The sequence below is a fragment of the Geothrix edaphica genome, assembly GCF_030268045.1.
Lineage (GTDB): Bacteria > Acidobacteriota > Holophagae > Holophagales > Holophagaceae > Geothrix > Geothrix edaphica.
Map to the genome: position 1 here is coordinate 1526643 of NZ_BSDC01000001.1, position 23063 is coordinate 1549705.

At 65.9% G+C, this 23063-nt stretch carries 22 protein-coding genes and 1 tRNA gene; 4 read left to right on the forward strand and 19 right to left on the reverse strand.

The genetic code is table 11. The features are described from left to right. Positions 1-62: 62 nt before the first annotated feature. The 9 genes from cls to QSJ30_RS06960 all read right to left on the reverse strand — a co-directional run bounded on the left by cls (position 63) and on the right by QSJ30_RS06960 (position 6863). Positions 63-1511, reverse strand: a complete 1449-nt coding sequence (gene cls / locus QSJ30_RS06920) for a cardiolipin synthase (RefSeq protein WP_285607759.1) — start codon at positions 1509-1511, stop codon at positions 63-65. Beyond that, positions 1508-2065, reverse strand: coding sequence for a DUF1003 domain-containing protein (locus tag QSJ30_RS06925; RefSeq protein WP_285607761.1), 558 nt, complete (start codon positions 2063-2065; stop codon positions 1508-1510). Before QSJ30_RS06925 ends, cls begins: the two co-directional genes overlap by 4 nt. A 60-nt stretch (positions 2066-2125) precedes the next feature. After that, positions 2126-2959: an alpha/beta fold hydrolase gene (locus QSJ30_RS06930; protein WP_285607763.1), complete on the reverse strand. Its 834-nt coding sequence runs from the start codon at positions 2957-2959 to the stop codon at positions 2126-2128. 220 nt (positions 2960-3179) lie between these two features. Next, on the reverse strand, positions 3180-4676 hold the full coding sequence (locus tag QSJ30_RS06935) for an OmpA family protein (RefSeq protein ID WP_285607765.1): 1497 nt from the start codon (positions 4674-4676) through the stop codon (positions 3180-3182). A gap of 114 nt (positions 4677-4790) precedes the next feature. Beyond that, positions 4791-5078 (reverse strand): YtxH domain-containing protein, encoded by a 288-nt coding sequence (locus tag QSJ30_RS06940; protein WP_285607767.1) that lies wholly within the window; start codon positions 5076-5078, stop codon positions 4791-4793. 10 nt (positions 5079-5088) lie between these two features. Then, positions 5089-5478, reverse strand: a complete 390-nt coding sequence (locus QSJ30_RS06945; RefSeq protein ID WP_285607769.1) for a hypothetical protein — start codon at positions 5476-5478, stop codon at positions 5089-5091. A gap of 110 nt (positions 5479-5588) precedes the next feature. Continuing rightward, positions 5589-5876: a sll1863 family stress response protein gene (locus QSJ30_RS06950; RefSeq protein ID WP_285607770.1), complete on the reverse strand. Its 288-nt coding sequence runs from the start codon at positions 5874-5876 to the stop codon at positions 5589-5591. Between the two features lie 11 nt (positions 5877-5887). Continuing rightward, positions 5888-6037 (reverse strand): lmo0937 family membrane protein, encoded by a 150-nt coding sequence (locus tag QSJ30_RS06955; protein ID WP_285607772.1) that lies wholly within the window; start codon positions 6035-6037, stop codon positions 5888-5890. Between the two features lie 64 nt (positions 6038-6101). Continuing rightward, positions 6102-6863 (reverse strand): BON domain-containing protein, encoded by a 762-nt coding sequence (locus tag QSJ30_RS06960; RefSeq protein ID WP_285607774.1) that lies wholly within the window; start codon positions 6861-6863, stop codon positions 6102-6104. Between the two features lie 422 nt (positions 6864-7285). On the opposite strand from QSJ30_RS06960, the gene QSJ30_RS06965 reads away from it, so the two are divergent. Continuing rightward, entirely contained in the window at positions 7286-8947 is a 1662-nt protein-coding gene (locus QSJ30_RS06965) for a sigma-54-dependent Fis family transcriptional regulator (RefSeq protein WP_285607776.1), read from the forward strand. Between the two features lie 93 nt (positions 8948-9040). On the opposite strand, the gene QSJ30_RS06970 is transcribed toward QSJ30_RS06965, so the two are convergent. The 5 genes from QSJ30_RS06970 to QSJ30_RS06990 all read right to left on the reverse strand — a co-directional run bounded on the left by QSJ30_RS06970 (position 9041) and on the right by QSJ30_RS06990 (position 15344). Further along, entirely contained in the window at positions 9041-9229 is a 189-nt protein-coding gene (locus QSJ30_RS06970) for a hypothetical protein (protein WP_285607778.1), read from the reverse strand. A 201-nt stretch (positions 9230-9430) separates the two neighbouring features. After that, positions 9431-10342, reverse strand: a complete 912-nt coding sequence (locus QSJ30_RS06975; protein WP_285607780.1) for a response regulator — start codon at positions 10340-10342, stop codon at positions 9431-9433. Further along, positions 10339-12936, reverse strand: a complete 2598-nt coding sequence (locus tag QSJ30_RS06980) for a PAS domain S-box protein (RefSeq protein ID WP_285607782.1) — start codon at positions 12934-12936, stop codon at positions 10339-10341. The genes QSJ30_RS06975 and QSJ30_RS06980 overlap by 4 nt, the downstream gene beginning before the upstream one ends. Before the next feature lie 394 nt (positions 12937-13330). After that, on the reverse strand, positions 13331-14965 hold the full coding sequence (locus QSJ30_RS06985) for a BamA/TamA family outer membrane protein (protein ID WP_285607784.1): 1635 nt from the start codon (positions 14963-14965) through the stop codon (positions 13331-13333). 106 nt (positions 14966-15071) lie between these two features. Then, on the reverse strand, positions 15072-15344 hold the full coding sequence (locus QSJ30_RS06990) for a hypothetical protein (protein WP_285607785.1): 273 nt from the start codon (positions 15342-15344) through the stop codon (positions 15072-15074). 525 nt (positions 15345-15869) lie between these two features. Here QSJ30_RS06990 and QSJ30_RS06995 point away from each other — a divergent pair. Further along, entirely contained in the window at positions 15870-17120 is a 1251-nt protein-coding gene (locus tag QSJ30_RS06995; RefSeq protein WP_285607787.1) for an AI-2E family transporter, read from the forward strand. 110 nt (positions 17121-17230) lie between these two features. Here QSJ30_RS06995 and QSJ30_RS07000 read toward each other — a convergent pair. Together QSJ30_RS07000 and QSJ30_RS07005 are read right to left on the reverse strand one after the other, a co-directional pair. After that, a tRNA-Arg gene (locus tag QSJ30_RS07000) sits at positions 17231-17307 on the reverse strand. 16 nt (positions 17308-17323) lie between these two features. After that, complete coding sequence (locus tag QSJ30_RS07005) at positions 17324-18556, reverse strand: FAD-dependent oxidoreductase (protein ID WP_285607789.1); 1233 nt, start codon at positions 18554-18556, stop codon at positions 17324-17326. 60 nt (positions 18557-18616) lie between these two features. Here QSJ30_RS07005 and QSJ30_RS07010 point away from each other — a divergent pair, with 60 nt between their 5' ends. Further along, entirely contained in the window at positions 18617-19837 is a 1221-nt protein-coding gene (locus QSJ30_RS07010) for an MFS transporter (RefSeq protein WP_285607791.1), read from the forward strand. A gap of 9 nt (positions 19838-19846) precedes the next feature. On the opposite strand, the gene QSJ30_RS07015 is transcribed toward QSJ30_RS07010, so the two are convergent. From QSJ30_RS07015 to pgsA, 3 genes are all read right to left on the reverse strand, one after another. Further along, the gene (locus QSJ30_RS07015) at positions 19847-20575 is read right to left on the reverse strand and encodes an SDR family NAD(P)-dependent oxidoreductase (RefSeq protein WP_285607793.1); all 729 of its coding nucleotides are present in this window, start codon (positions 20573-20575) and stop codon (positions 19847-19849) included. Next, positions 20572-21210 (reverse strand): DUF502 domain-containing protein, encoded by a 639-nt coding sequence (locus tag QSJ30_RS07020; RefSeq protein WP_285607795.1) that lies wholly within the window; start codon positions 21208-21210, stop codon positions 20572-20574. The genes QSJ30_RS07015 and QSJ30_RS07020 overlap by 4 nt, the downstream gene beginning before the upstream one ends. 104 nt (positions 21211-21314) lie before the next feature. Further along, the gene (pgsA, locus tag QSJ30_RS07025; protein ID WP_285607797.1) at positions 21315-21968 is read right to left on the reverse strand and encodes a CDP-diacylglycerol--glycerol-3-phosphate 3-phosphatidyltransferase; all 654 of its coding nucleotides are present in this window, start codon (positions 21966-21968) and stop codon (positions 21315-21317) included. A 99-nt stretch (positions 21969-22067) separates the two neighbouring features. Here pgsA and queG point away from each other — a divergent pair, with 99 nt between their 5' ends. After that, positions 22068-23036, forward strand: a complete 969-nt coding sequence (gene queG / locus QSJ30_RS07030) for a tRNA epoxyqueuosine(34) reductase QueG (RefSeq protein ID WP_285607799.1) — start codon at positions 22068-22070, stop codon at positions 23034-23036. Positions 23037-23063 lie beyond the last annotated feature (27 nt).

Below are 23063 nucleotides of genomic sequence, written 5' to 3' on the forward strand. Positions count from 1 at the left end.
GCGTCGCCGCCCCACCCATTCGATCCATTGAAGCACCCGGTGGGAACGGGCTCCATCTCTCCTCAAAGCCAATAGGAGAGGAGCCGGGCAAACCACTCCGTGAAGCGCTGACCCACGGGTCGATGCTTCCACTGCGCGAGGGTGATCTCGTTGGAATCCTTCAGGTCTTCGCTGAAGGCGTCCTCCATCTCCCGCCCGAAGGCATCCCCCATGACGACCACGTTGACCTCCTTGTTGTGGAGGAAGCTCCGCGTATCCATGTTGGTGGAGCCGACCGTGGACCAGCTCCCGTCGATGACGGCGGTCTTGGCATGCAGCACCGAGCTCTTGAGTTCATGGACCTTGATGCGGCCCTTGAGCATCTGGGTGTAGAAGGAGCGCCGGGCCTGGGTGGTGAGCCAGCTGTCGGAGACCTTGGGCAGCATGATCCTCACCTCCACGCCGCGTTTGGCTGCCTCCAGAAGCGCCTTCATGATCTGGACATCCGGGACGAAATAGGCCGCGGTGATGTGGATGGTTTTCGTGGCCCCCTGGATGGCCAGGAAATAGGCCTTGAAGATCTCGTGGTTGCTTCCCGGCTGGCTCCTGAGAACCCGCAGGACCTTGTCGCCCGCGGGCGAGAGTGTGGGGAAGTAGTCCCTCTCGGGCAGATCGCCCTCCTTCTGGCTGGCCCAGTTGTCGAGGAACATCCATTGCAAGGCGGCCACGGCCGGGCCCTCGATCTGGAGGTGGGTGTCCCGCCACCCCACCGGAGCGGTGCCCTGGGGTGGGGCCCGGAACGACGAGCCGCGTGCGTAGGCCACCGTGATGTTCACGCCCCCCGCGAACGCCACCTTGCCGTCCACCACCAGGATCTTCCGGTGGTCACGGTTGTTGAGCTTCCAGCGCCAGGGGCGGTGGAGGGGATTGACGGGCTGGAAGGGGAGGAGCCGGATGCCCGCGTCCTGCATGCGGTCGAAGAAGGCCTGCGGGGTTCCCAGCGTACCGACGCAGTCGTAGATGATGCTGACCTGCACCCCCTCCTTCTGCTTGGCGATGAGCAGCTCCGCGAACTTCATCCCCAGGGGGTCCTGATCGAAGAGGTAGGTCTCCAGGTTGATGGTGTCCTTGGCCTTGGACACCGCGGCCATCATCGCCGAGATGGTTTTCGGACCGTCGAAGAGGAGGGTGACCTTGTTGCCCGCGATGAGTGGCCGCCCCGTGGCGGCCTCCTCGAGCCCCGCCAGCATCTTGGCATCCACCTTGGAGTGGCCGAGGCGCTTGGGGAGCAGGGACGCAGCATCCCCCTGGCTGAGCGTCCCCTGGCCATCGACGACGACCGGCGTCGCTGGCGCGTTGAGAGGCACCTTCAGGTAGTTCACTTCAGGCAGGCGCGCACAGGCCAAGGTGAGCAGGCCGGCGAGGGCGAGGGGGAGGCCCGTCCGCGCGCGCGCCCAGCCCGCCGGCCGGCGCCGCGGATGGGAAGACGGCGGGTGAACACGAGAGGCCGCCTTGGGAGGGTGGGCGTTCAAGAGGTGGCCGCCTTCCCGGGGCCCAGCCTGGCCAGGAGCTCGAGCTGCTCCTTCTGGATGGCCAGCAGTTCCTCCCACTGCTTCTCCCGGAGGAGATCCAGTTTCTCGTGCAGCAGCATGATGTCCAGTTCGGCCTTGAGGTTCACTTCGTAGTCATGCTCGGCGTGGATCCGGTCCTTCTCCGATTGGCGGTTCTGGGACATGAGGATCACCGGGGCCTGGATGGCCGCCAGCATGGAGAGGAAGAGGTTGAGGAGGATGTAGGGATAAGGATCGAACGTCCTGCCGCGGTTCATGACGAGGAACGCGTTGAGCCCGACCCAGACGACCATGGTGCCGGCGAAGAGCCCGACGAAGATCCAGGACCCTCCGAAGGACGCCACGGCATCCGCCGCACGCTGGCCGAAGGTGGTGCTGGCATCGGCCTCTTTCGCGACGTTCCGCGCGATGTGCTTGCGCCCGGCCACATGCTGCGCCACCTTCTGCGCCCGCTCGTCCAGGGCCTCGAAGGGCATGCCCAACAGCTTGGCCGCGACCTCATGGGGTTCGCGCATGGTGATCTCCCTGGGAATCCTCCGGTTTGCTGGCGGTTCGGGCTCCTGTGGCTGGCAAGGTCAACCTGGCTGATGGCTGGCAGAAATGGTCCCCCTGAAGCCGGGCGCGGAGCTCCTGGACTCAAGCCAGCCGTTCAAGGCCTCGTTGAACGCATCGGCACGCTCGAAGGCCACCAGGTGGCCGGCCTCGGGGATGACCGTGAGCTGGGCGCCGGGAATGGACTCGGCCAGGATGACGGATTCGCTGGGCGGAATGACCGTGTCATCGGCGCCGGTGATCACCAGGGTGGGCACCCGGATCTGGCCGAGGCGGGCGCTCGCATCCGGCCGGTCCGCCATGCCCCACAGGGCCCCCATGACCCCGTCCGGCTTGGAAGCAGCCATGAAGCCGTGGACGGACGCCGCCATGGCAGGATCCGCATGGCTCGCAGAGAGCATCTTGGGCGCCATGGCGTCCACCACCACCGAAACCCCCTCCGTCCGGACCTTTTCAGCGGTGGCCCGGCGGGCGGCGGCCACCTCGGGCGAATCCTTGCCGGCCTTCGTGCCAACCAGCACCAGCCCGCTCAGGGCGTTGGGGTACGCCATGGCGAAGGCGAGCGCCACATAGCCGCCCATGGAGTGCCCCACGAGGACGACCGGCCCCGTGGACAGGCGCTGCACCAGGTCGTGGAGATCCTCGGCGAACCGGCTCATGGAGACCGGTCCCGGCCCCGACGCGCTTTCGCCCAGCCCCCGCAGATCCGGCGCGATCACGCGGTGATTCGCCTTGAAGAACGCCACCTGCTTGGACCAGGTGGCCCGGCTGAGGGGAAAGCCGTGGACGAAGAGCAGAGGAGCCCCCTGGCCCTCATCCGTATAGGCTATCCGGATGCCATTGATATCTTTGAACATGTTGCCTTCCCTTCCGTCACCCCCGCTCGGGAGGCCATGGGTTCCTGGATGTTCCGGGTGGTCTTTCAAGAGGAGGGCCCAGGCAGATCAGCCCCGAAAGGCCCTGGGGGCGCCCCGATCCACAGCTGCAGGATGGGTCCACCCGTGGAGAATGCCAGTCGCCTGGATCCCCACGGGTGGCTCGGGATGGAAGCCCGGATCCAGGAAGGATCCGGGAATCTCAGAGCCCCGCGGTCTTCCGGCCGGTAATGCCTTCACCGGATACGACCAGTTCCACACGCCGGTTCTCCTGACGACCCGAAGCCGTTTCATTGGTGGCGATGGGGTTTCCCTTCCCGAAGCCCCTGGAGGTGACCGAGCTGCGGGGGACACCCTGGCTCACGAGGAAATCCATCGTGTTCTTGGCGCGCTGCTCCGACAGGCGCTGGTTGAGGGCCTCGCTGCCTTCGCTGTCCGTGAAGCCGTCCGCTTCGACCATCAGCCCTTTGTGGGTCGAGAGGATCCCCGCGATCTTGGAGAGCTTCTCGCGCGCGGCGGGGAGCAGCTCTGCCTTCCCGTTCTGGAACAGCACGCCGGACATGTTCACGATGAGCCCACGGGCGGTGGCCCGGGTCTCAAGGACCGCATTGAGCTGATCCATCAGCTGAGTCCGAAGCCCTTCGTTATTCGCCTCGAGCCCTTCATTATCGGCCTTGAGCCCTTCGTTGCTGGCCTTGAGCCCGTCATTCCTGGATTGGAGGCCTGCATTCCGGTCCCGGAGGCCGGCGTTCTCCTGCTCAGCCTGCCGGGTCTTCAGGACGGCGGAATCTTCAGCGTCGGTGGCCTTGGCGGTCTCCCGCCGGGAATCGTCCAGCTTGTCCTGGGCCGCCTGGCGCTCCGCGGTGAGCCCTTCGGCAGCCTGCTTCTGGACCGAGATCAGGCGGGCATCTTCAGCCCGCTGGACGGATTCCTTCGCGGCCACGGCCCGGACCTTCCGGCCGCCCTCCTTGTTTTCCGCCTGGGCAAGGAAGGTCTCGGCCTTCCCGAGCGCCTCCGGCGCGTAGGTCGAGGCCCCCGTGGCCCGGGCGATCCGCACCGCGTTGCGCGCCTGGAAGACATGGAACGGCGTCTTTGGATCCATGGCCACCGGCTCCACGGTCTCCAGGTTCTGGGCGTACTGGCCCCGCTTCAGCAGCTCGAACTTGGCATCGATGAACTCGAACTGTTCTGCCGAGCCCTTGCGGACCTCGTTCTCCATCACGACCACATTGCTGGGCTGGCTCACCGCAAAATAGGGCTCGGCAGTCACGATGAGGCCGAAGGTCTGGCGTTTTTCGGTGACCTTGACCTTGCCTCGACCCTCTTCGAGGATGAGTTCCCCCAGGTTCGTGGCACTGCCTTCGGGGGAGATGCTCCACACCACGTAGGTCAGGAACTCCCCGCCAAAAGTCGAGGCGGGAGGCAGGTTCTTGAACTTCGCGGTGATCTGGACCGCACCGTCTTCGTTCTTCACCTTCGCCTCACCCGAGGCATTCGAGACGAGCACCGTGCCCAGGAGATCAATCTCCGTGGCGTGCTTCAGATTCCGGTAGTTGATGGCCTTGGCCGAGCCCTGGACCACGGTCACCCGATACAGGGGCACGGTCACGGGCTGGGCCTGGGGCGAAAAGGAGACATGGCGGTAGAGACTGCCCGCCACGGCCGGTGTGCCCGCTTGGGCGACCAGGAGCGCAGTCATGAATGGGATCGTTTTCCAATGGTTCATGTGTCGAGCTTTCAAAAGGTCCATGAATGGGTCGGCCCACGCCTCCGGACCCGGATGGCGAGGGCCAATGGCAGAACTTCCGTTCGATCAGCCGCGCAGATCGCTGGCCGCGTCGGTCACGCCGCGCTTCAGGTCACTGGCCGCCAGGGCCGTCCGGCCCCTCAGGCTGTCCCAGGCCTCGCTCGCGTTGTCGGCCAGCTCGCCGGTCCTGCGCTTCGCACGGGTGGCGAGATCCTTCAGGTTCCCGCGAAGCTCGGGGCCGGTCTTGGGGGTGGTCAGGGCCACCACCACCGCGCCGACGGCGGCACCTGCGAGGAAGGTGAGAAGCGTGGGGCCGTAGGAGGAAGTCTTGGGTTCGGTCGTGGTCATGGTCATGGTCGTCGTCCTATTCAGGTTCGAGTTCGGTTGGCTTGCTTTTGAAGAAGGCCAGCGCGGCGCTGATCCCCCCGATGAGGCCTCCGATGTTCCTGGAGGCCGATTCAATGGTGTTGCGAAAGCGGACGTGCCATTCGTTCACGGTGCTGCCCAGCTCGCCGACCGATTTGGCGAAGGCGGAAAACCCGCTCAGGGACTCCGTGATGGAGCCCGCCAGGAGGTCCATGCGCAGCCGGGAGGCATGCACGTCCTGCGCGATCTGGGCGAGGTCCTTGCTTGTGGAGAGTAGGAATAGATCCAGTCCTCGGGCCGTCCGGCGCAACTGATGAAGCAGCGGCACCAAGGCGGCCGCCAGGGCGACCAGGACCAGGATGAGCGTGATCTCAAGGGCGACGGGCATGGGCGCCTCCAAAGGTGTTCAGGTTTCCTGATGGGCGGACAGCATCAAGGCGCCTTAGGTCTGGACCCGGGCGGGCTGGGCCCTTTGCCGGCAATGACAGATGGTGAAGGTCAGTAATGGAGGGATGGATCTTGAACGATCGCCGTGAAATCCATCCAGCTTGTTTCGGTGCTCGCCTTCACGCTCTGCCAGGCATCATCGCTGGCACCCCTCAGGCTGCTCAGGTGATAACTGGTCATATCGTGCTTGTGCTGCAGGGCTTCAATGGACTCGTCGTGCTGGGATGCGGCATCGATTTCGGCCGGCCGCAGCTTGGCCTTGAGGATCGCGAGATCGGCCTTCCAGCGCGCCAGCTGAGCTTCCAGGTTGCTTTCGTAGAGCCAGCGGTTCTGGAGCAAGGAGGCCCCCTTCAGATGATTTTCCTGCCCTGGATGACCCGGACGAGCACGAGGACGATGGCGAGCACCAGCAGGATGTGGATGAAACCACCCATCGTGTACGCGCTGACGAGGCCAAGGGCCCAGAGGACGATCAAGACGACTGCAATGGTCCACAACATGGTTCCTCCTGGTGGGGTCGTGAACCCCGGCCCGCTGAAAGGATCAGAGGGCCGGGGGGAAGGTTCAGGACGGCTTGACGGTCATCTGGTTGACCACGCGCTTCACGCCATTGATGTCCTCGGCAAGCTTGGACACCAGGTCCCGCTCCGCGGCATTCTTGGCTTCGCCGTGCAGGGTCACCACACCATCCTTGGTGACCACTTTGGTGGCCAGGGCATGGGTGGACTTGTGGAACAACAGGGCCGACTTGACCTGGGCCGTGATGGAGGTGTCATCCACCTTCTCTCCCATCGTCCGGTGGGCGCCCTTCGTGACGACGAGGTGGTTGCGAACCTCCGTGACGCCCTCCACATCCTTGGCATATTCGCCGGTCAGCTGCTTCTGGGCCTCCGAGTCGGCCTTGCCGGTGAGGGTGACGACGCCGTTTTCCGTGTTCACCTCAGTGGCGGTGGCGCTGACATTCCGATGGAAGGCCAGGACACCCTTCACTTTCATGGTCATCCAGCCGTCTGAATGTTCCGAGGGCTGGTCGCCGACGATCGTGAGCTGGTTGTCCACCCTCTTGACGCCGGGCAGTCCGGCGACGGTGTCCTGGGCCAGAGACTTGTGGTAGTCGTGGGCGACGGTGCCCTTCAGAGTGACCACGCCATCTTCAGACTCGACCTTGATGTGGTCGCCCTTCAGGTAGGTCTTGAAGTTGTAGCTGCTCTTGGCTGAGGCCTCGATGCGATGGTCCTGGTCAGAAGCCTGGAGGGGCAGGCCGACCATGATCAGTGCTGAAGAGGCCAGGAGGGCGGTGTGGAGATTCAGTTCGATGTGTCGCATGCTGCTCTCTCTTTCTGCCCCATGGGGCTTTGGGTTTGAAAGGCCGCGGCCTTTTTCTTGCGGTTGGTGGTGTTGGGGATGGTTGATGATGCTGATGACTCGACGGTTGTCCTGCCGCCCATCGCGGGTCGTGCTGTAGGCGAGGCCCCCTCGTCCTCCCTTGGCACTCAGCCGTCAACTGAACTGGGAGCCCACCAGTGCGAGGCCCGTCAGCATGGCGGTCCAGAACGCGACCCGTCGAACGATTGCCTCTCGAGACCTCAAGGTGGGGGCTCCTCATCCGGAGTCTTTCAGCGCAGGATTCGAGCCAAGTGTTTACATCCATTATTTCTATGTTTAAATTCGGGCTGCATCGTTTGCGCGGTGGTATGCTCCATCAAGATGAAAGACCACTCCTTCAGTCCGAAGGATGAAGGCCACCAATGCGTGCCGGCGATTTGGACCACAAGGAATTGCTGGAACTGGATCCGGAGGGCGGGCTGATCCGCTTCGCCGGGCAGCGGGCCATTCTGCTGGACGCGGTTGCGATGGGCCTCCTGCGCAAGTACCTCGTCGAGAACTTCGGCTTCACCGCCGCCCGGACGGTCCTGACCCAGTTCGGCTTCGCCCACGGGTGGCGGATGGCCGAGGCCATGAGGACCGAGTTCAAATGGGATGATGAAGCCGAGTGGCGCCGGGCCGGCAATCGCATCCACACCCTCGGGGGCCTCTTCAGCGTCCAGACGGAGGACAAGGACCCCCTCTCCAAGGAAGGGATGATGCTCGTGACCTCCTACGAGGCGGAGCAGCATCTCCTGCACTTCGGCCGGGCCGATGCACCCATGTGCTGGACCATCTGCGGCCTCATCAGCGGCTACCTCAGCCGGATCGCCGGCCAGGAGATCTTCGTCCTCGAGGACCGCTGCCAAGGCAAGGGGGATGCGGGGTGCCACCTGTTCGGGCGCACCCGTGAGGAGTGGGGCGATACCCGGGCCGAGGAGCTCTGGTTCTACGACAAGAGCCGCTTGTCGGATGCCCTCGATGTGTCGATCCACCGCGTCACGGAGACCCTGAAGGCCGCGGAGCGGAAGCTCAAAGAGCACCGCAAGGCGATGGTCAGCACGATCCGGGAGAGTGGCGAACCGATGTACGGGATCGTCGCCCGGAGCGCGGCCATGAGGCAGGTCGTGGATCTCGCCTGCCGCGTGGCCAAGGTCGATTCCACGGTCCTCATCACGGGCGAAAGCGGCTCAGGCAAGGAGCGGATCGCGCGCCTGGTCCACGATGAATCGACACGCATGTCCGGTCCGTTCATCGCGGTCAACTGCGGCGCCATCGCCGAGACGCTGTTGGAAAGCGAGCTCTTCGGCCACGCGCGGGGCGCATTCACGGGCGCCACCCATGACCGTCCGGGCCTGTTCGAGTCGGCCAACGGGGGCACCCTGCTGCTGGATGAGGTCGGCGAGGTTTCACCGGGCATGCAGGTCAAGCTGCTGCGCGCGCTCCAGGAACGGGAGATCCGACGGGTGGGCGAGAACAAGAACCGGAAGGTGAATGTGCGCATCATCGCCGCCACCAACCGCGACCTGGCCCTGGGCGTCACGGATGGCAACTTCCGCCAGGACCTCTACTACCGGCTCAAGGTCGTGGAGCTGCACGTGCCGCCCCTCCGGGAGCGCCGGGACGACATCCTGCCCCTGGCCCGGGTGCTGCTCGCCGGGTCAGCGCTGTCCATGAAGCGCAAGATCACGGGCCTGACCCCAGGCGCGGCCGATCAGCTCCTTCGTTACCCGTGGCCGGGCAATGTACGCGAACTCGAAAATGTCATGGAGCGGGCCGTCGCACTTTCGCCAGGCAACCGCGTGGAGCTCGAGGACCTGCCCGAAGAGGTCCGGCAGGCCTGCGCCCTTCCCCCGACCGCCGATGGGACGGTCCGGCCGCTGGAGGTCATCGAGAAGGAGTACATCCTCGCGGCCCTGGCCTTGAATGGCGGCAATCAGACGCGCACGTCCGAGCAGCTCCACATCGGCTCCGCCACGCTGTACCGCAAACTCAAGAGCTATGGGTTGATCGGCGGAGAACGGGCCAACAACCAAAGTCTCTAGGATCGACTTCCAAAGGAGGCGGCCCCGCGACAGGGATGCCGCCGCGGGGTGGTGCGCTCCACCCCGGGGAAGCGGCTGAGGCTCAACGGCGGCTCACCAGGTCCTGCGCAGGGTGGCGACGAAATAGCTGATCATCTCCTGGGTGCGCCGCTGGAGGGACGCCCACCGCTCCTCGGGAGTCGGCGTGGTGCGCAGCAGCGGGTGGGCTTTCGGCGATTCGTTCATCGGGATGGCCCGGGACGCGAGCGCCTGGCTCCGCAGGATCGACCTTGGTGGTTGCATCGCTCACCTTCTCTCTTGATGAGCACCCAGCAGCATGAATCAGTCCAAACCGTAAATGATTGTATATATGCACCTTATCAATCATTTCCTGCTCTGCGCCTCGAGTTGGCCGTCAAGATGAAGCAGGGAGCCGATCAGATTGAACGACCGGCGTCAGCTTGATCCGGCGGCACCAGAGCCGACCGACCCGGCCGCCCCACCCTAGAAATCGCAGACGATGTTGCGCTTGTGGACGATGCTGGAGACCTCGCTCCCGATGTCGAGCCCGATGCGCAGCTTCAGCTTGTACTTGCTGCGCTCGTTGAAACGATCCACGGCTTCGACGATGTCCAGGGCCTTCTGCGAGGCCTTGATCGTGTGCTCGATCACCGGATCGGACAGGCCGATGGAAGCCAGATAGGCATTGCCGATGGTCCTGGTCTTGTCCAGGCCTGACTGGCCACCCTGGGCATCGAAGCGGATTGCCATTTCGTCGAGCACCCCCAGCAGGACTTCGGCATTCGCCCCCTCCACGAACCTGGTGAACTCCAGGATGTCCGCGAACAGCAGCGTCACTTCCGCGTAGCTTTCCGTGACCAGTTCCGTGAAGACGCCGGCCTTGACCTCGGACTGCCCTTCGAGGCGCCCGGCCAGGGAAGTCGGCAGCACGTTGAGCAGCAACCGCTGCGATACCTTCTGCTCGGCGGCGATCCGTTCGTACAGCCGCTTCATCTCCAGATGCAGCAGGCGGACTTCGAGCATGTTGTGCACCCGCAGCAGCACTTCCGCCAGGTCGAAGGGCTTGCTGATGAAGTCCTTGGCTCCCGCTTTGAGCGCCCGCAGCTTGTGCGCGGGCTGCGCCGTGATCACCAGGACGGGGAGGTAGCCGCCCTTTTCGAGGTCCTTCAGGTTCTCCATCACCTGGAACCCGTCCATGCCGGGCATCTGAAGGTCGAGCAGAATCAGGTCGTAGTGGTTGATGAGGTGGAGCTCGCAGACCTTGCTTGAATCCATGGTGGAGGTGATGGAGGTGTAGCCGGCCCCGCGGAGCATCTGTTCGAGCAGGAGCACGTTGGCCTCCTGATCGTCGACGACCAGGATCTTGCCGTGGAGGATATCGGTTGGACTGATCATGTGTGCCTCGATGGCGCCGTTGCGTGTTCCAGGGCCACGTCCATCGCCGCCATGAACTCGGTGACGTTGATCGGCTTCGTGAGGTAGCGGAAGAATCCCGCCTCCAGGCCCTTCTTGATGTCCCCGACCATGGCATTGGCACTGATGGCCACCACCGGGATGTGCGCGGTCGCGGGATCCTCCCGCAGGATCTTCAGTGCCTGGAGGCCGCTGATCCCAGGCAGGTTGATATCCATCAAGATCACGTCCGGCTGCCTCTCCCGTGCCAGCTCGATGCCGAGGATCCCGTTCCCCGCGCTCACCAGGCGCAGGTCCGGCCGGCGCGCGATGAGCTGCTCGACGAGGCTCAGGTTGGCCGGGTTGTCCTCCACATACAGCAGGGTCCGAAGCGGCGTATCGAGCCGGATCGGCACCTTCACCAGAGCACCGGCATCAGCCTTGTCCCCCGTGAGCTGCGGGGCCGCCACCGAGTTCAGCTCGCACCAGAACCGGCTGCCCACGCCGACCATGCTCTCCACGCCGATCGAACCGCCCATCAGCTCCACCAGCAGCTTGCTCATCACCAGGCCGATGCCCGTGCCCTCTTCCCCGCCCTGTTCCTGGCCCAGGCGATTGAAAGGCTGGAAGAGCTGCCTCAGCTTATCGGGGGGCAGTCCATGGCCTGTGTCTCTGACGTTGATGCGGATGCGGCCGGGAGTGGTCGTGTCACAGTCCACGACGACCGCCCCTGCCGGCCGGTTGTACTTGATCGCGTTCGACAGGATGTTGATGAGGACCTGCTTCAATCGGATCCGGTCGGCCCGCACGAAGGCAGGATGATCGAACCGGGGGAAGGTCATCGTGAGGCCGCGCTTCACGCCTTGGGGCTCGATCATGGCCTGGCAGTCGAGCATGAGATCCGCCAGCGACACGGGTTCCTCCGAGAAGGACAGCTTCCCGGATTCGATCACCGCCAGATCGAGGATCTCGTTGATGAGCTCCAGCAGGTACCACCCCGCATGCAGGATCTGATCGATGCTCGCCTTCTGGGGCAAGGTGGGGGGCGGAGACTCGGAATCCATCAGCTGGGCGAAACCCAGGATCGCGTTGAGGGGCGAGCGGAGCTCGTGGCTCATGCTGGAGAGGAACTCGGATTTCGCGAGGTTGGCCTTCTCGGCGGCGATCTTGGCGCTCATCAGCTCGGCGTTCTTGTCCTGGAGGGCCTGGTCGAGGAGGGCCCGCTCGGCTTCGACCCGCTGGCGCGCCGTGTTGTCGATGCCGATCAGCAGGTAGCCGATGGTGGCGCCCTGAGGATCGCGCAGCGCCGTGACCGAGACCACCGCCGGAAACCGGCTGCCATCCTTCCGGATGTAGGTCAGGTCATAGATGTCCTCGATGCCGCGCGAGGCCTTGAATGCCAGGGCATCGAAGCCCGGTGCGATGGGGGTGCCCAGCTCCAGGCTCAGCGCCTCGGCGCGCAGGATCAACTCCCTGGGATCGGAGATGTCGGCGGGGGTGATCTGGTTCTGGACCTCTGTGGCCGAGTAGCCCAGCATCCGCTCCGCGCCGACATTGAAGATCTGGATGACGCCCCTGGCATCGGTCGCGATGCTGGAGAAGTTGGCGCTGTTGAAGATCGCGTTCTGCAGGGCCCCGGCCTTCAGCAGCGCTTCTTCCGCCTGTTTCCGGGCGCTGATATCCCGCAGGATGCCCGTGAAATAGCGCTGGCCGCCGAGCCACATCTCGCTGACGGCGATCTCCAGGGGGAAGCGCTGGCCATTCTTGCGCAGGCCCAGCACCTCGCGACCTAGGCCGCTGGCCCGGGCCTCCTCGCTCGCCCTGAAATACTCGAGGGAACCTGCCGCCTCGTCCCGGTCCAGCTCGGGGATCAGCGAACGGAAGGGTTGCCCGATGAGCTCGGCCGCGGCGTAGCCGAACATCCGCTCCGTGGCCGGGTTGACCGTCTCGATGATCGCGCCCCGGGCCTGGACGGTGATGATCCCGTCCACCACGGTGTTGAGGACCGCCTGGACCAGGGCCGCAGAGTCCCGCAGGGACCTCTGCGCGGCATATTCTTCGGTGACGTCGCGGAACACCAGCACAGCCCCGACCACCCGCCCGTCCCGGCCGCAGATGGGCGCGCAGCTGTCGGCGATGGGGCATTCCCGGCCATCCCGGGCGATCAGCACCGTGTGGTTGGCCAAACCCTGCACCGTGCCATGCGCGAGGGTGTCCATGACCGGGGCCACGGCGGGCTGGCGGGTCTCCTGGTTGATGATCCGGAAGACCTCGTCCACGGTGTGGCCTTCGGCTTCGGCCATGGTCCAGCCGGTGAGCCGTTCCGCCACGGGGTTCAGGATCCTGACCCGTCCCCCGGCATCCGTGGCGATGACCGCATCGCCGATGGAATGGAGGGTGACGGCGAGTTTCTCCTCGCTTTCCTGAAGGGTCGCGTTGATCCGCTGGAGCCGCTCGTTCGTCTCTTCCTGGCTTCTGAGCAGGCGCTGGGTCTCCAGATGGAGGAGCTTCCTGGTCCGCAGCTGCATCTTCCGCAGATCCCCTGCCAGATCGCCGACGGGGCTCGACATGGCGTGAATGCGGATCTTTCTGGGCATGATCGACCTCTGGGAAGCCGCGAGGAGTCCTGCGGATCGCGAGACCGGAGGTGCGAAGAATGCTCACCTGCTGATACGCCCAGCCTGCAGCAGATCGTCATCGCTGCCGAGATGGACGGGAATATGCTCGCGGTGCTTGCGGCAGGACCCGTTGCGCCAAACAACCTGACACTGGTTCCCCTGGATGGGGGATCGTCAGATCCAAACGTGGTGGCGACCCGACCACCGGTATGTAGCGGTTTCCATTCCAAATCGTAAATAAACTGATATGAATCATTTGCGACATATCCATTTCTTCATCACTAGGCGCTAATCCACCAAAATGAGTACCCTTCCCATCAATGTGACCAGACATTGGGCGGCTTCTGCCCGGAGCTCATGGGAGGGAAACCGCTCAGAACCGCATAGCATTGCCGATGGTGAACTGCCAGCGGGACAGGTAGGGCTCCCGGTTCAAGGGCATTGCCACGCTGAGGAGGATCACGCGGCCCGCGGAGCTCTTGAGGTTCCCCAGCCGGAGCCCGACCCCCACATCCGAGTACGTGCGGGACCACCCCTGCCCGTCCATCCGGCGGACGGAACCCAGGTCCAGGAAGGCGGTGTAACCCAGCCGCACCAGACCCCACCAGCGCTTTTCCGTCAGGAGGCGGTAGTCGAAGGAGGCGGTCCAGCGGGCATCCCCCGGATGGAGCTGGTTGGGAAAGCCTCTCAAGCCCTGCTCACCCCCCAGGTAGTACCAGGTTTCGGGGTCAGGACGCCGGGCCTGATCCACCGTCACCATGCCCGCGAGGATCTGGTTCGAGGTCAGCTTCCGGTACTGCACCAGGGAGAGGGCAAGATGGGTGTTTTCCAGACCGGTGGCGGGTTTCCGGCCCTCCCAGGATGCCGTCAGGAGGGTGAGGTTCTCGCTTGAGGAGGACCAGCCCCGGCCCACCTGGATCCGGAAGAAGGGGGCGTTCATGGTCGAACCCAGGGAGCGCAGGTAGGTGCCGAGTTCCACGTTGCCGGTCCAGGCCAGGTTGTAGTCCTCCGGAGTATCCATGCCCAGCAGGTCCTCGAAGGTCTCGAAGGCGTCCTCCTGAGTGGAGAGCGTGAGCGCGGGCCCCCGGAGACGCCGGCCGGTCAGGGTGGGCGGCGGCAGCGGCCCCAGGGGACCCGTCTGGATGATGGCTCCATAGCTGGTGTCCTGCCGCTTGAGGAGAAGGCCTCCCCGCCAGACCCGGTTCCCGGATTCACGCAGCGCCACGGCTCCGGACAAGCGGACCTCGTTCTGGATGAAAGGGGCCTGGAAGACCTGGGCCCCCTGGTCATAGAGGTAGAGGCTGGCATGGCTCTGCGACAGGGCCACGCCCGTGGACCAGGGGGTGTCCAGGGCGAAGAAGGGCCGCTCGACCTGGAGACTCCGCGTGTACCCATCCGTGAGGTACTGAATGTGGGTGGCCAGGGTCCAGCGGCTCCCGAACAGCTGAGGGTCCCCGTAGGCCAGGCCCCAGGTGCTGCGCTCATGGTCCTTGGAGAGATCGAAGGCCACGCTCTTGCCCAGGCCCATGAAGTTCTTTTCATCGACGCCGAAGCTCGTGGTCCGCTGGCCGCCCACCTGCGAGTAGTTGGCGCTCAGCTGGGTAGTCCAGGCATCCCGGATCCGGACCCGAGCCACCACGGTGCCATCAGGCTCGACCACCGGATCGATGTGCGCGTTCTTCACGAAGGGCAGCGCCCGCAGAAGGCGTTCGGTTTCATAGATGCGCCGCTCCCGCACCCGATCCCCCTCCGCGAAGAGGAGCACCCTCCGGATGACGCCTTCCCGGGTGAGGGCATGAAGATGGTTGGCGGTGCGGCCGATCCAGGTGTTCTCATCGGGCTTGGCGAGATCGAAGACATCGCCGATCTCCAGATCAATTCTTCCGATGGAGGCCTGGCGGGCCTCCAGGGCATTCCAGGGCCGGCCCGGCCGGGCCGCCAGAAGGGGCACAGCCAAGGCCACCAGGACGCTCGCAAGGGAGCGTCCGAACCCGTGAATGCCGCTCAAGGGACCTCCTGGATGTCGTCCATGGGCCCTCAGGTTCTGGCCTTCCCTCCGGACCCATTCTGAATGGAGCGGGTCGACCGGAGACCTCCCGGTCGACCCGATTCACCTAGCGCCACCCCCCGCCGCGCCGGTGGACCTCTCTGGGCCAGTGGGACCGGGGCAGTTCCCTCCGGTCGCCGTCTCTCGAAGAGGAGTAGTACCAGCGATCGCCGGTATAGAAGTAGTGGTAGCCCCCCTGCGAGTAGTAGTCGTCATCGCCGATCTCCACGACCACCGGCAGGATGGGAACGACTTCCAGCCCTCCGCCCCGCCTGGGTCCAACCAGACACGCCGAGAGCATGAGAATCGAGAAGATCGGGACAATCACTTTGCCTGTCATGTTTTTCTCCTTCACGGCCTGGCGATTCGAAGAGCGCCCGCTCCTGCAGCGCAGGAGGGGAAACCAGCGGGGAGCACCTTGCGGTTGCCATCCCTGGAGGGTCACGCCTCGATCCGAAGGTGATCCCGCCTGTTGGATCGCATAATTCAAGCCATATATTAAATATTTTGTTTATATATATTTACAACAAATTATCAAACCCTTCGCCAGCTTGGGCCCCATCAAGATGATGTGGGGGTTCCTCTATTTTGATCGGATCCAGGTCCGCATTCCTTTGAACCGAAACCGAACGGAATGAATATCAAGCTTGTTTTCAGTGTGTTGCGTGCCACGAATCGTTCGGAATGGAAGCTGCGTTTGACACCTGGTCTTCCGGTGGCCTTTGGGGGACCTGCGCGAGCCCGTTCCCCGCAACCCCAGAGTGTCGCCCCAACCTGCGGGTGATCCCATGGCACATGACCACAGCCTCGGCCCGGCCACCTTGAGCTTCCCCGGGAGCACAGAGGCCATCCCGACAGGGTTGCCATGAGCACACCAGAGCCGCCAGCCAAGGCCTCCCAGCCAGCCCCGGGCCCACCGCAGCCTCCGCCATCCGGGCCGCGGACCCTGCGCCTGGAGATTCCCCCGTCGACGCTGCTGCGGCTGGTCCTCCTCGGCCTCGCACTGTGGGGATTGATCCGCCTGTGGCCCGTGATCCTCGTGCTGGTCGTCGCCCTTCTCATCGTGGGGACCCTCAGCCCTGCCGTGCAGTGGCTCGAGTCCAGAGGGATCAGCCGCGGATGGGGGATCGCGATCGTCTTTGCCAGCCTCTTCACGGTGGCGGTCCTCACGGTGACCTTGACGATCCCCTCACTCCTCGCCCAGGCCTCGGCGCTCCTCGAGCGGGAACCCATGGCCCGCGCAGGTCTGGCCGACTACCTCGCCCGGTACCCCCTGAGCACCCCCTTTGCGAACTGGCTGAAACACCTGGATTACAGCGCGTCATGGAACCAGGTCGGCGCCACCGCCCTGTCCTACTCGATGCGCCTCTTCGAGGTCGCAGCCTACGGAATGAGCGCCCTCTTCCTCGGGCTCTACATGATGATCGACCGGGATCGCCTGCGGGGCGGGCTGTTCGCCGTGGTGCCGAGGACCCATCACATCCGGCTCTCCCGGGTCCTGCTGAACCTGGAGACCATCGTCGGCGCCTACATCCGCGGGCAGCTGATCACCTGCCTGCTCATCGGCGCGTTCACCTTCGTCCTGCTGACGGCCTGCGGCGTGAAGAACGCGATGGCCCTGGCGGTATTCGCCGGGATCGCCGATGTCCTGCCCTATGTCGGCGCCATCATGTCGGTGGTTCCCGTGGTCCTGGTCGCGCTCGGCCACAGCCCGGCGATCGCGGCCATCGTCCTGGTGATGATGCTCGCGTACGAGGAATTCGAGGGCCGTGTGCTCATTCCGCGGATCTACGGCCGGGCGCTCCGCCTGCCCTCCTCCGTCGTGTTCTTCGCCCTCCTGGCCGGGGGAACCCTGATGGGGCTGCTGGGCGCGCTGCTCGCGCTACCGGTGGCCGCGACCGTCATGATGCTGATCGAGGAGCTGCGCGTCGAGCTGCCGGGCGAGCAGGAACAAGTCGCCGATACGGTGCTGCGCGCCCGGGACGACCTTGCGGAGGAGGAATACGAGCGCCGGACCGAAGGCGTGGCGGCCGAGCAGGCCGCTGCCATCGCCGTGGAGATCTCCGTGGATCGGAAGAAGGAAGAGCACCAGGCTCCCCCTCCTTCAGGCACATAAATCCCTGCTTGCTCAGAGTCCGAGCCCCCGCGCACCCACAAGTCTCTGGATAGGGGATGTAGAACAACTTGGGCCCAGGTGCATGACCTGGGCCCAAGGGTTGCATCGATTGGTGGTCCCGGAGCGACTCGAACGCCCGACCCTCAGATTCGTAGTCTGATGCTCTATCCAGCTGAGCTACGGGACCGCGTGAAGAAATGATTCTACCGGATCTCCGCCGCCTGTCCATCCCAAAGGCGCAGGGGCGCGGTGGTGGAGGCCTCGCAGCGCAGGCCGGTGAGGTCCGTGGCCAGGCGGTCCATGAGGGCCCGGGCGGTGGTGAGCTTGCCGCCCAGCACGAGGGTGAGGTTCGGGATGCGGGCATGCCGCTCCAGGACAGCCTCGCGGCTCAGGTGCGTGGTGGCGCCGGTGGCGGCCACCAGGGGCCGTACGCCCAGCTCCTCGGCCCACACCAGCATCTCACGCCAGGGGAGGCTGGGCAGGTTGGCCTCCAGGGCGCCGAAGAGCTCCTCCCGCTCCGCCTCGAGGATGGGCACCCAACCGTCCTCCACCTCACGCTCGGTGGTGCCCACCTGGAGCAAGCCATCCCGGGGGACCACGAAGAGGATGCGCCCCTTGGGCCGCCGGATGGCCCAGGGCCGCTCGCAGCCCGGCACGGCGTCGAACCAGAGGTGGATGCCGGAAGACAGCCGCAGCCGCTTCCGTGTCTCGCCGAACCACTGCGCCATGGCGCCGTCCGTCCAGGGCCCCAGGGCGAAGACCCAGCGGCGCGCCCGCAGCTGGCGTGCTGATCCGTCCCGGCGGTCCCGCAGGTGCAGGAGCTTCAGGCCGCCGTCGCCCTGCTCGAAGCCCTCCGGCTCGTGGAAATCCAGCAGCATGGCCTCGCTGGAGGCCGCCAGATCCCTCGTCAGTTCCCGGTCCCAGGTCATGAGGTCGGCGTAGGCCGTGGCGCCGCGGAAGGGGCCGAGGACGCCCCGCGGATCGGCCAGGAAGGCTTCCTTCGGAACGTGGCCGAGGCTCAGGCCCGCGGGCCAGCCGGGCCGCTCGGCGCCCCAGTGGTCGTAGAGGCCGATGCCGACGCGGTGCGCCAGGCCCTCGGCCCAATACCGGTGGGGCATCCAGAAAGCCTCCCAGCGGCAGCGGCGGGGCGCGATGCGGGCCCAGGTGGCGCGCTCGGCCAGGCCCTCCCGCATCTGGCGGATATCGCCCGTGAGCATGTAGCGGATGCCGCCATGCAGGAGCTGGCTGGACCACTGGCTGGTGCCGCCGCCCACCTCGCCCTTGTCCACCAGGGCGCAGGTGACGCCCCGCAGGGTCAGCTCCCGCGCCAGGGCCGCGCCGTGGATGCCGGCGCCCAGGATGGCCACCTCCGCCTCCACGCTGGCTGGAAGGGTGCAGGACCCTTGGGGTGGCGCGGGCCAGGCTGCATCCGACATGAGCACCTCACCAGCAGTGTGCCGGGTTCTGACAAGGTTTCGTATGGTTCAATGGCCCCCATGACTCAGACTCGCCTGCGCACCGTCCTGAACCTCACGGTCCTCGTGGCCGCGCTGGGGTACTTCGTCGACATGTTCGACCTGCTGCTCTTCCCCATCGTCCGCCAGCCCAGCCTCACGGCCCTGGGCGTCCCCGCGGCCATGCAGATCGACGTCGGGGCCCACCTCCTGAACTGGCAGATGGCGGGCATGCTGCTCGGCGGCATCTTCTGGGGCATCCTGGGCGACAAGAAGGGCCGCCTCTCCACCCTGTTCGGCAGCATCGCCCTCTACTCCGTGGCGAACCTCGCCAATGCCTTCGTCCAGTCCGTCCCGGCCTATGCGATGTGGCGCTTCCTGGCGGGCCTGGGGCTGGCGGGCGAGCTGGGCGCGGCGGTCACCATGGTGTCCGAGATCCTGCCGAAGGACCTCCGCGGCTATGGCACCGCCATCGTCGCCGCCGTGGGGATCTTCGGGGCCGTGACCGCCAAGCTGGTGGGCGACTTCTTCCCCTGGCGCGTCACCTATGCGGTGGGCGGCCTGCTGGGCGTGGCCCTGCTCTTCCTGCGGGTGGGCCTGCGGGAGAGCTTCATGTTCGCGAAGACCCACGAGGCCACCGTGACCCGCGGGGACTTCCTCAGCCTCTTCACGGACTGGGGTCGCCTGGGCCGCTATGTCCGGTGCATCCTCATCGGCCTCCCCACCTGGTACGTGGTGGGGATCCTCATCACCTTCTCGCCGGAGTTCGCCCCGGTGCTGAAGGTGACGGGCCCAGTGAAGGCCGGCACCGCCGTCGCCTTCTGCTACACGGGAATCACCCTCGGCAGCGTGCTGAGCGGCTTCCTCAGCCAGGCCCTGCAGACCCGGAAGAAGGTGGTCGGGTGGTTCGCCGCCGGGGCTTTGGCAGGAGTCGCGGTGTACCTGACGACCCGGGGGCTGACTCCGGGGGCGTTCTACGTGCTGGCCGGCTACCTGGGCCTGGCCACGGGCTACTGGGCCGTCTTCGTGACCGTGGCCGCCGAGCAGTTCGGCACCAACCTCCGGGCCACCGTCGCCACCACGGTGCCCAATTTCGTCCGGGGCGCAGTGCCGCTCATCACGGGCAGCTTCCTCTTCTTCCGGCCGTCCATGGGCCTGGTGCGCTCCGCCTGGATCGTGGGGATCGCCTGCTTCGTCCTGGCCTTCGGCGCCCTCTGGGGCCTGCCGGAGACCCATGGGCGGGACCTGGATTTCGTCGAGTAACTGGCGAGCCTAGTAGACCGCGTCAGCTCCGCCGTCGAGCGGGATCACAGCCCCCGTCGTCCATCCGCTCTCGCCGCCGAGCAGGTGCGCGGCCAGGGCGGCCACCTCGGCTTCGGTGCCGAGGCGCCCCAGGGGATTCACGGCCGACAGCGCGGCCAGATCGCCCTCGGGATCCGCGCTGGCAGCCAGGCGGGCGTCCACCATGGCCGTGCGGATGGGGCCCGGCGCAATGGCATTGCAGCGGATGCGCCGCGGCGCCCACTCCAGGGCCAGCACCTTCGCCAGCATGTGGACCCCGGCCTTGGCCACGCTGTAGGCCGCGCTGTCCGGGATGGCCCGGAGGCCGATGTTGGAGCCCACGAGCACGACACTTCCACCATCCTTCAGTCGGCTTGCCAGATGGTGAGCCATGAGCCAGGGACCGCGGAGGTTCACAGCGATGGCCGCATCGAAATCCGCGGTGGACGTGGAAGCCACGGAGCCCAGCACCAGGCCGCCCGCGTTCAGGAACATCCCATCCAATTCCGGGCATTCCCGGGCGTAGGCCGCCACGGCCGCATCATCCGAATGATCCAGGACCACGTGGACCGCATCCGGCAGCGTGTCCCGGAGTGTGTCCAGATGCCGGCCCGCCAGGATCAGGTCCGCGCCGCGGTCCCTGAAGAGTCGCGCCGCCGCCCGTCCGATGCCGCTTCCGGCGCCCGTGACGAGGATGCGCCGACCCTGCAGGCTGTTCATGGTTTCTCCGGCAGCCGGAAGGAACCGGTGCCCGTCCGGGGCGGCACCACGACGCCGCCGCTGATGGCCCAGGTCAGGGCCTGGTCGGCGCTGAGGTCCGCCGGCCTCACCTTCGAAGCCTCGATCATGATCACGTAGCCGGAGGTGGGGTTGGGGGCGGTCGGAATGTAGACGGCCAGCATGCCCTGTCCCCCCGGGATGGCCCAGGAGCAGTCCCGGCTGGCCACGAAACCCAGGGTGTAGGAGCCGGGATGGGGCCACTCCACGACCACCACCTCCTTGAAGCTGCCGCCGCGGCCCGACTGGATGGCGCCCATGAGCTGCCGGGTGGCGCCGTAGACGGTCTTCACGACGGGCACGGACATCATCAGCTCATCCAGCCAGGACAGCAGCTGGCGGCCGATGAAGTTGCCCATCAAGGCGCCCACCACCACCAGCAGCATCACGGTGGCCAGGCCGGAGAACAGCGCCAGCGCCCAGGTCGGCGGGTCCGGCACGTGGATCAGGTGGGCCAGGAAGGTCAGCGGCTCCCGGAAGATGCCCACCAGGGCCGTGAAGATGCCCCGGAGGATCCAGAGCGTCACCACCAGGGGCAGCAAGGTGAACAGGCCCGCGAGGAGGTACTTCCGAATCATCGGTACACCCCATGTCGACACACGAACCACGCTCCACCGAGCGTCTCGCGCATCCCTGCAGGGGATGCCGAGAACAGGCCTGCGAGGAGATACTTGCGGAACATTCAGTGTCCTTCGGAATCCTTGTGCCCGGTGAGGCGGCCTTCTTCGGCCAGGATGCTTGGTCCCACCACCTTCCAGAAGCCGTGGAAATAGGAGATGGCGCTCCAGATGGCGAGGATGACGGCACCCCAGAGCAGCAGCACGCCCATGCCCCAGAAGAAACTGTAGGGCCGGTTGAGCTGGATGAAGAGGTGGAAGATCTCCTTGTGGGTCCAGTCGTAGAGCCAGTAGTCGAGCCGCGGGCCGAGGATGAGACAGGAGATGGCCGCCACCTGGAAGCCCATCTTCCACTTGCCGATGGCGCCGGCCGGAATGGTCATGCCCTCTTCGCTGGCGATGCCCCGCAGGCCCGTCACGGCGAACTCCCGGGAGAGGATGATGAAGGTCATCCAGGCCGGGGCCAGGTTCAGCTCCACCAGAGAGATCAGGGCTCCGGACACCAGCAGCTTGTCCGCCAGGGGATCCAGCAGCTTGCCGAGGGTGGTCACCTGCTTCCAGCGCCGGGCGAAGTAGCCGTCCAGGGCGTCCGTGATGGAGGCGGCCCAGAACACCAGCACACCGATGACTTCGTGATTCGTCACCTTGGTCATGAGCACCACGACCAGGACTGGGACCATGAGGATCCGCGCGAGCGACAGGAAATTGGGCAGGTTCATGACGGGCGTTCGGCTCCGCCTCTAGCCTACCGCCATTTGGGGAACCACCACGCGGCCCCGCCCCGGAAGCCCGTGACATCGGCCATCCCGGAGGCGAGGATGATCCTGGGAGGTGGCCTGCGCGTGCCCGTCGAACACCCGGATCCAATGGCATTCAGGGCCTGGCTTCGGTCTGAGGCCCTGGCCGCCGGGTTCGCCCGGGCGGGGTTCGCCGACTGCGAGCCCTTCCGGGATGAGGAAGAGCATCTCCGGGCCTGGTTCCAGGAAGGCCGAGGCGCCCTGCTCCCCTACCTGGACCCAGCCGCGCTCCTGGACCCGCGAGCCCTCTGGCCCCAGGCCCGCACGGCCCTGGTGGGTTTCTTCCCCTATGCCCGGCCGGAGGCCGTGCCCGGCGCGGCTCCGGGCAGCCTCAAGCTGAGCCGCTACCTGTGGGGCCCGGACTACCACATGATCCTGAAGCCCCGCCTGACCCGGGTGCTGGAGGCGGCCCAGGCCCGCTGGCCGGGGCTGGAAGGCCGAGTCTGCGTGGACACGGCCCCCCTGCTGGAGCGCCAGCTGGCCGCCCGGGCCGGCCTGGGCTGGCAGGGCAGGCACACCCTCCTCATCGCCGGAAAGGACGGCTCCTGGGGCTTCCTGGGCGTGCTGCTGCTGTCCATCGAGCTGCCGCCGGACGAGCCGTTCGGGACCCAGCAGTGCGGAACCTGCACCGCCTGCCTGGAAGCCTGCCCCTCCGGCGCCCTGGAGGCCTTCCGGCTCGACCCGGCCCGCTGCCTCACCACCTACACCATCGAGACCGAGACCGAACCACCCCCGGACATTGCCTCGGCGTTGGCGGAGAGCCGCTGGGCGGCGGGCTGCGACGCCTGCCAGGAGGTCTGCCCCTGGAACCGGGTGCCCATCTGGGGAGATCCCACTCTCTGGGGCGGCCCCAGCCCCCTCCACACCCGCTCTGCCGGGGACCTGCCCCGGGGCGCGGCCCAGTGGCGGAAGCTCACCCGGCGGACCGCCCTGAGGCGCGTGAGGGACCGCCACTGGCGGGCCACCCTGGGCCGAATCCTGGGAGAGTGATTTTTCATTGGAACTATTGGACTTTTT

Bases quoted from the DNA above. Each gene is read 5' to 3' on its own strand.
- QSJ30_RS06960 (WP_285607774.1), bottom strand. From the start codon at position 6,863: ATGCGACACATCGAACTGAATCTCCACACCGCCCTCCTGGCCTCTTCA.
- QSJ30_RS06955 (WP_285607772.1), bottom strand. From the start codon at position 6,037: ATGTTGTGGACCATTGCAGTCGTCTTGATCGTCCTCTGGGCCCTTGGC.
- QSJ30_RS06995 (WP_285607787.1), top strand. From the start codon at position 15,870: ATGAGCACACCAGAGCCGCCAGCCAAGGCCTCCCAGCCAGCCCCGGGC.
- QSJ30_RS07020 (WP_285607795.1), bottom strand. From the start codon at position 21,210: ATGATTCGGAAGTACCTCCTCGCGGGCCTGTTCACCTTGCTGCCCCTG.
- QSJ30_RS06975 (WP_285607780.1), bottom strand. From the start codon at position 10,342: ATGATCAGTCCAACCGATATCCTCCACGGCAAGATCCTGGTCGTCGAC.
- QSJ30_RS06980 (WP_285607782.1), bottom strand. From the start codon at position 12,936: ATGCCCAGAAAGATCCGCATTCACGCCATGTCGAGCCCCGTCGGCGAT.
- QSJ30_RS06930 (WP_285607763.1), bottom strand. From the start codon at position 2,959: ATGTTCAAAGATATCAATGGCATCCGGATAGCCTATACGGATGAGGGC.
- QSJ30_RS06965 (WP_285607776.1), top strand. From the start codon at position 7,286: ATGCGTGCCGGCGATTTGGACCACAAGGAATTGCTGGAACTGGATCCG.
- QSJ30_RS06935 (WP_285607765.1), bottom strand. From the start codon at position 4,676: ATGACTGCGCTCCTGGTCGCCCAAGCGGGCACACCGGCCGTGGCGGGC.
- QSJ30_RS07005 (WP_285607789.1), bottom strand. From the start codon at position 18,556: ATGTCGGATGCAGCCTGGCCCGCGCCACCCCAAGGGTCCTGCACCCTT.
- QSJ30_RS06925 (WP_285607761.1), bottom strand. From the start codon at position 2,065: ATGCGCGAACCCCATGAGGTCGCGGCCAAGCTGTTGGGCATGCCCTTC.
- QSJ30_RS06945 (WP_285607769.1), bottom strand. From the start codon at position 5,478: ATGCCCGTCGCCCTTGAGATCACGCTCATCCTGGTCCTGGTCGCCCTG.
- QSJ30_RS07010 (WP_285607791.1), top strand. From the start codon at position 18,617: ATGACTCAGACTCGCCTGCGCACCGTCCTGAACCTCACGGTCCTCGTG.
- pgsA (WP_285607797.1), bottom strand. From the start codon at position 21,968: ATGAACCTGCCCAATTTCCTGTCGCTCGCGCGGATCCTCATGGTCCCA.
- QSJ30_RS06970 (WP_285607778.1), bottom strand. From the start codon at position 9,229: ATGCAACCACCAAGGTCGATCCTGCGGAGCCAGGCGCTCGCGTCCCGG.
- QSJ30_RS06990 (WP_285607785.1), bottom strand. From the start codon at position 15,344: ATGACAGGCAAAGTGATTGTCCCGATCTTCTCGATTCTCATGCTCTCG.
- QSJ30_RS07015 (WP_285607793.1), bottom strand. From the start codon at position 20,575: ATGAACAGCCTGCAGGGTCGGCGCATCCTCGTCACGGGCGCCGGAAGC.
- queG (WP_285607799.1), top strand. From the start codon at position 22,068: ATGATCCTGGGAGGTGGCCTGCGCGTGCCCGTCGAACACCCGGATCCA.
- QSJ30_RS06940 (WP_285607767.1), bottom strand. From the start codon at position 5,078: ATGACCATGACCACGACCGAACCCAAGACTTCCTCCTACGGCCCCACG.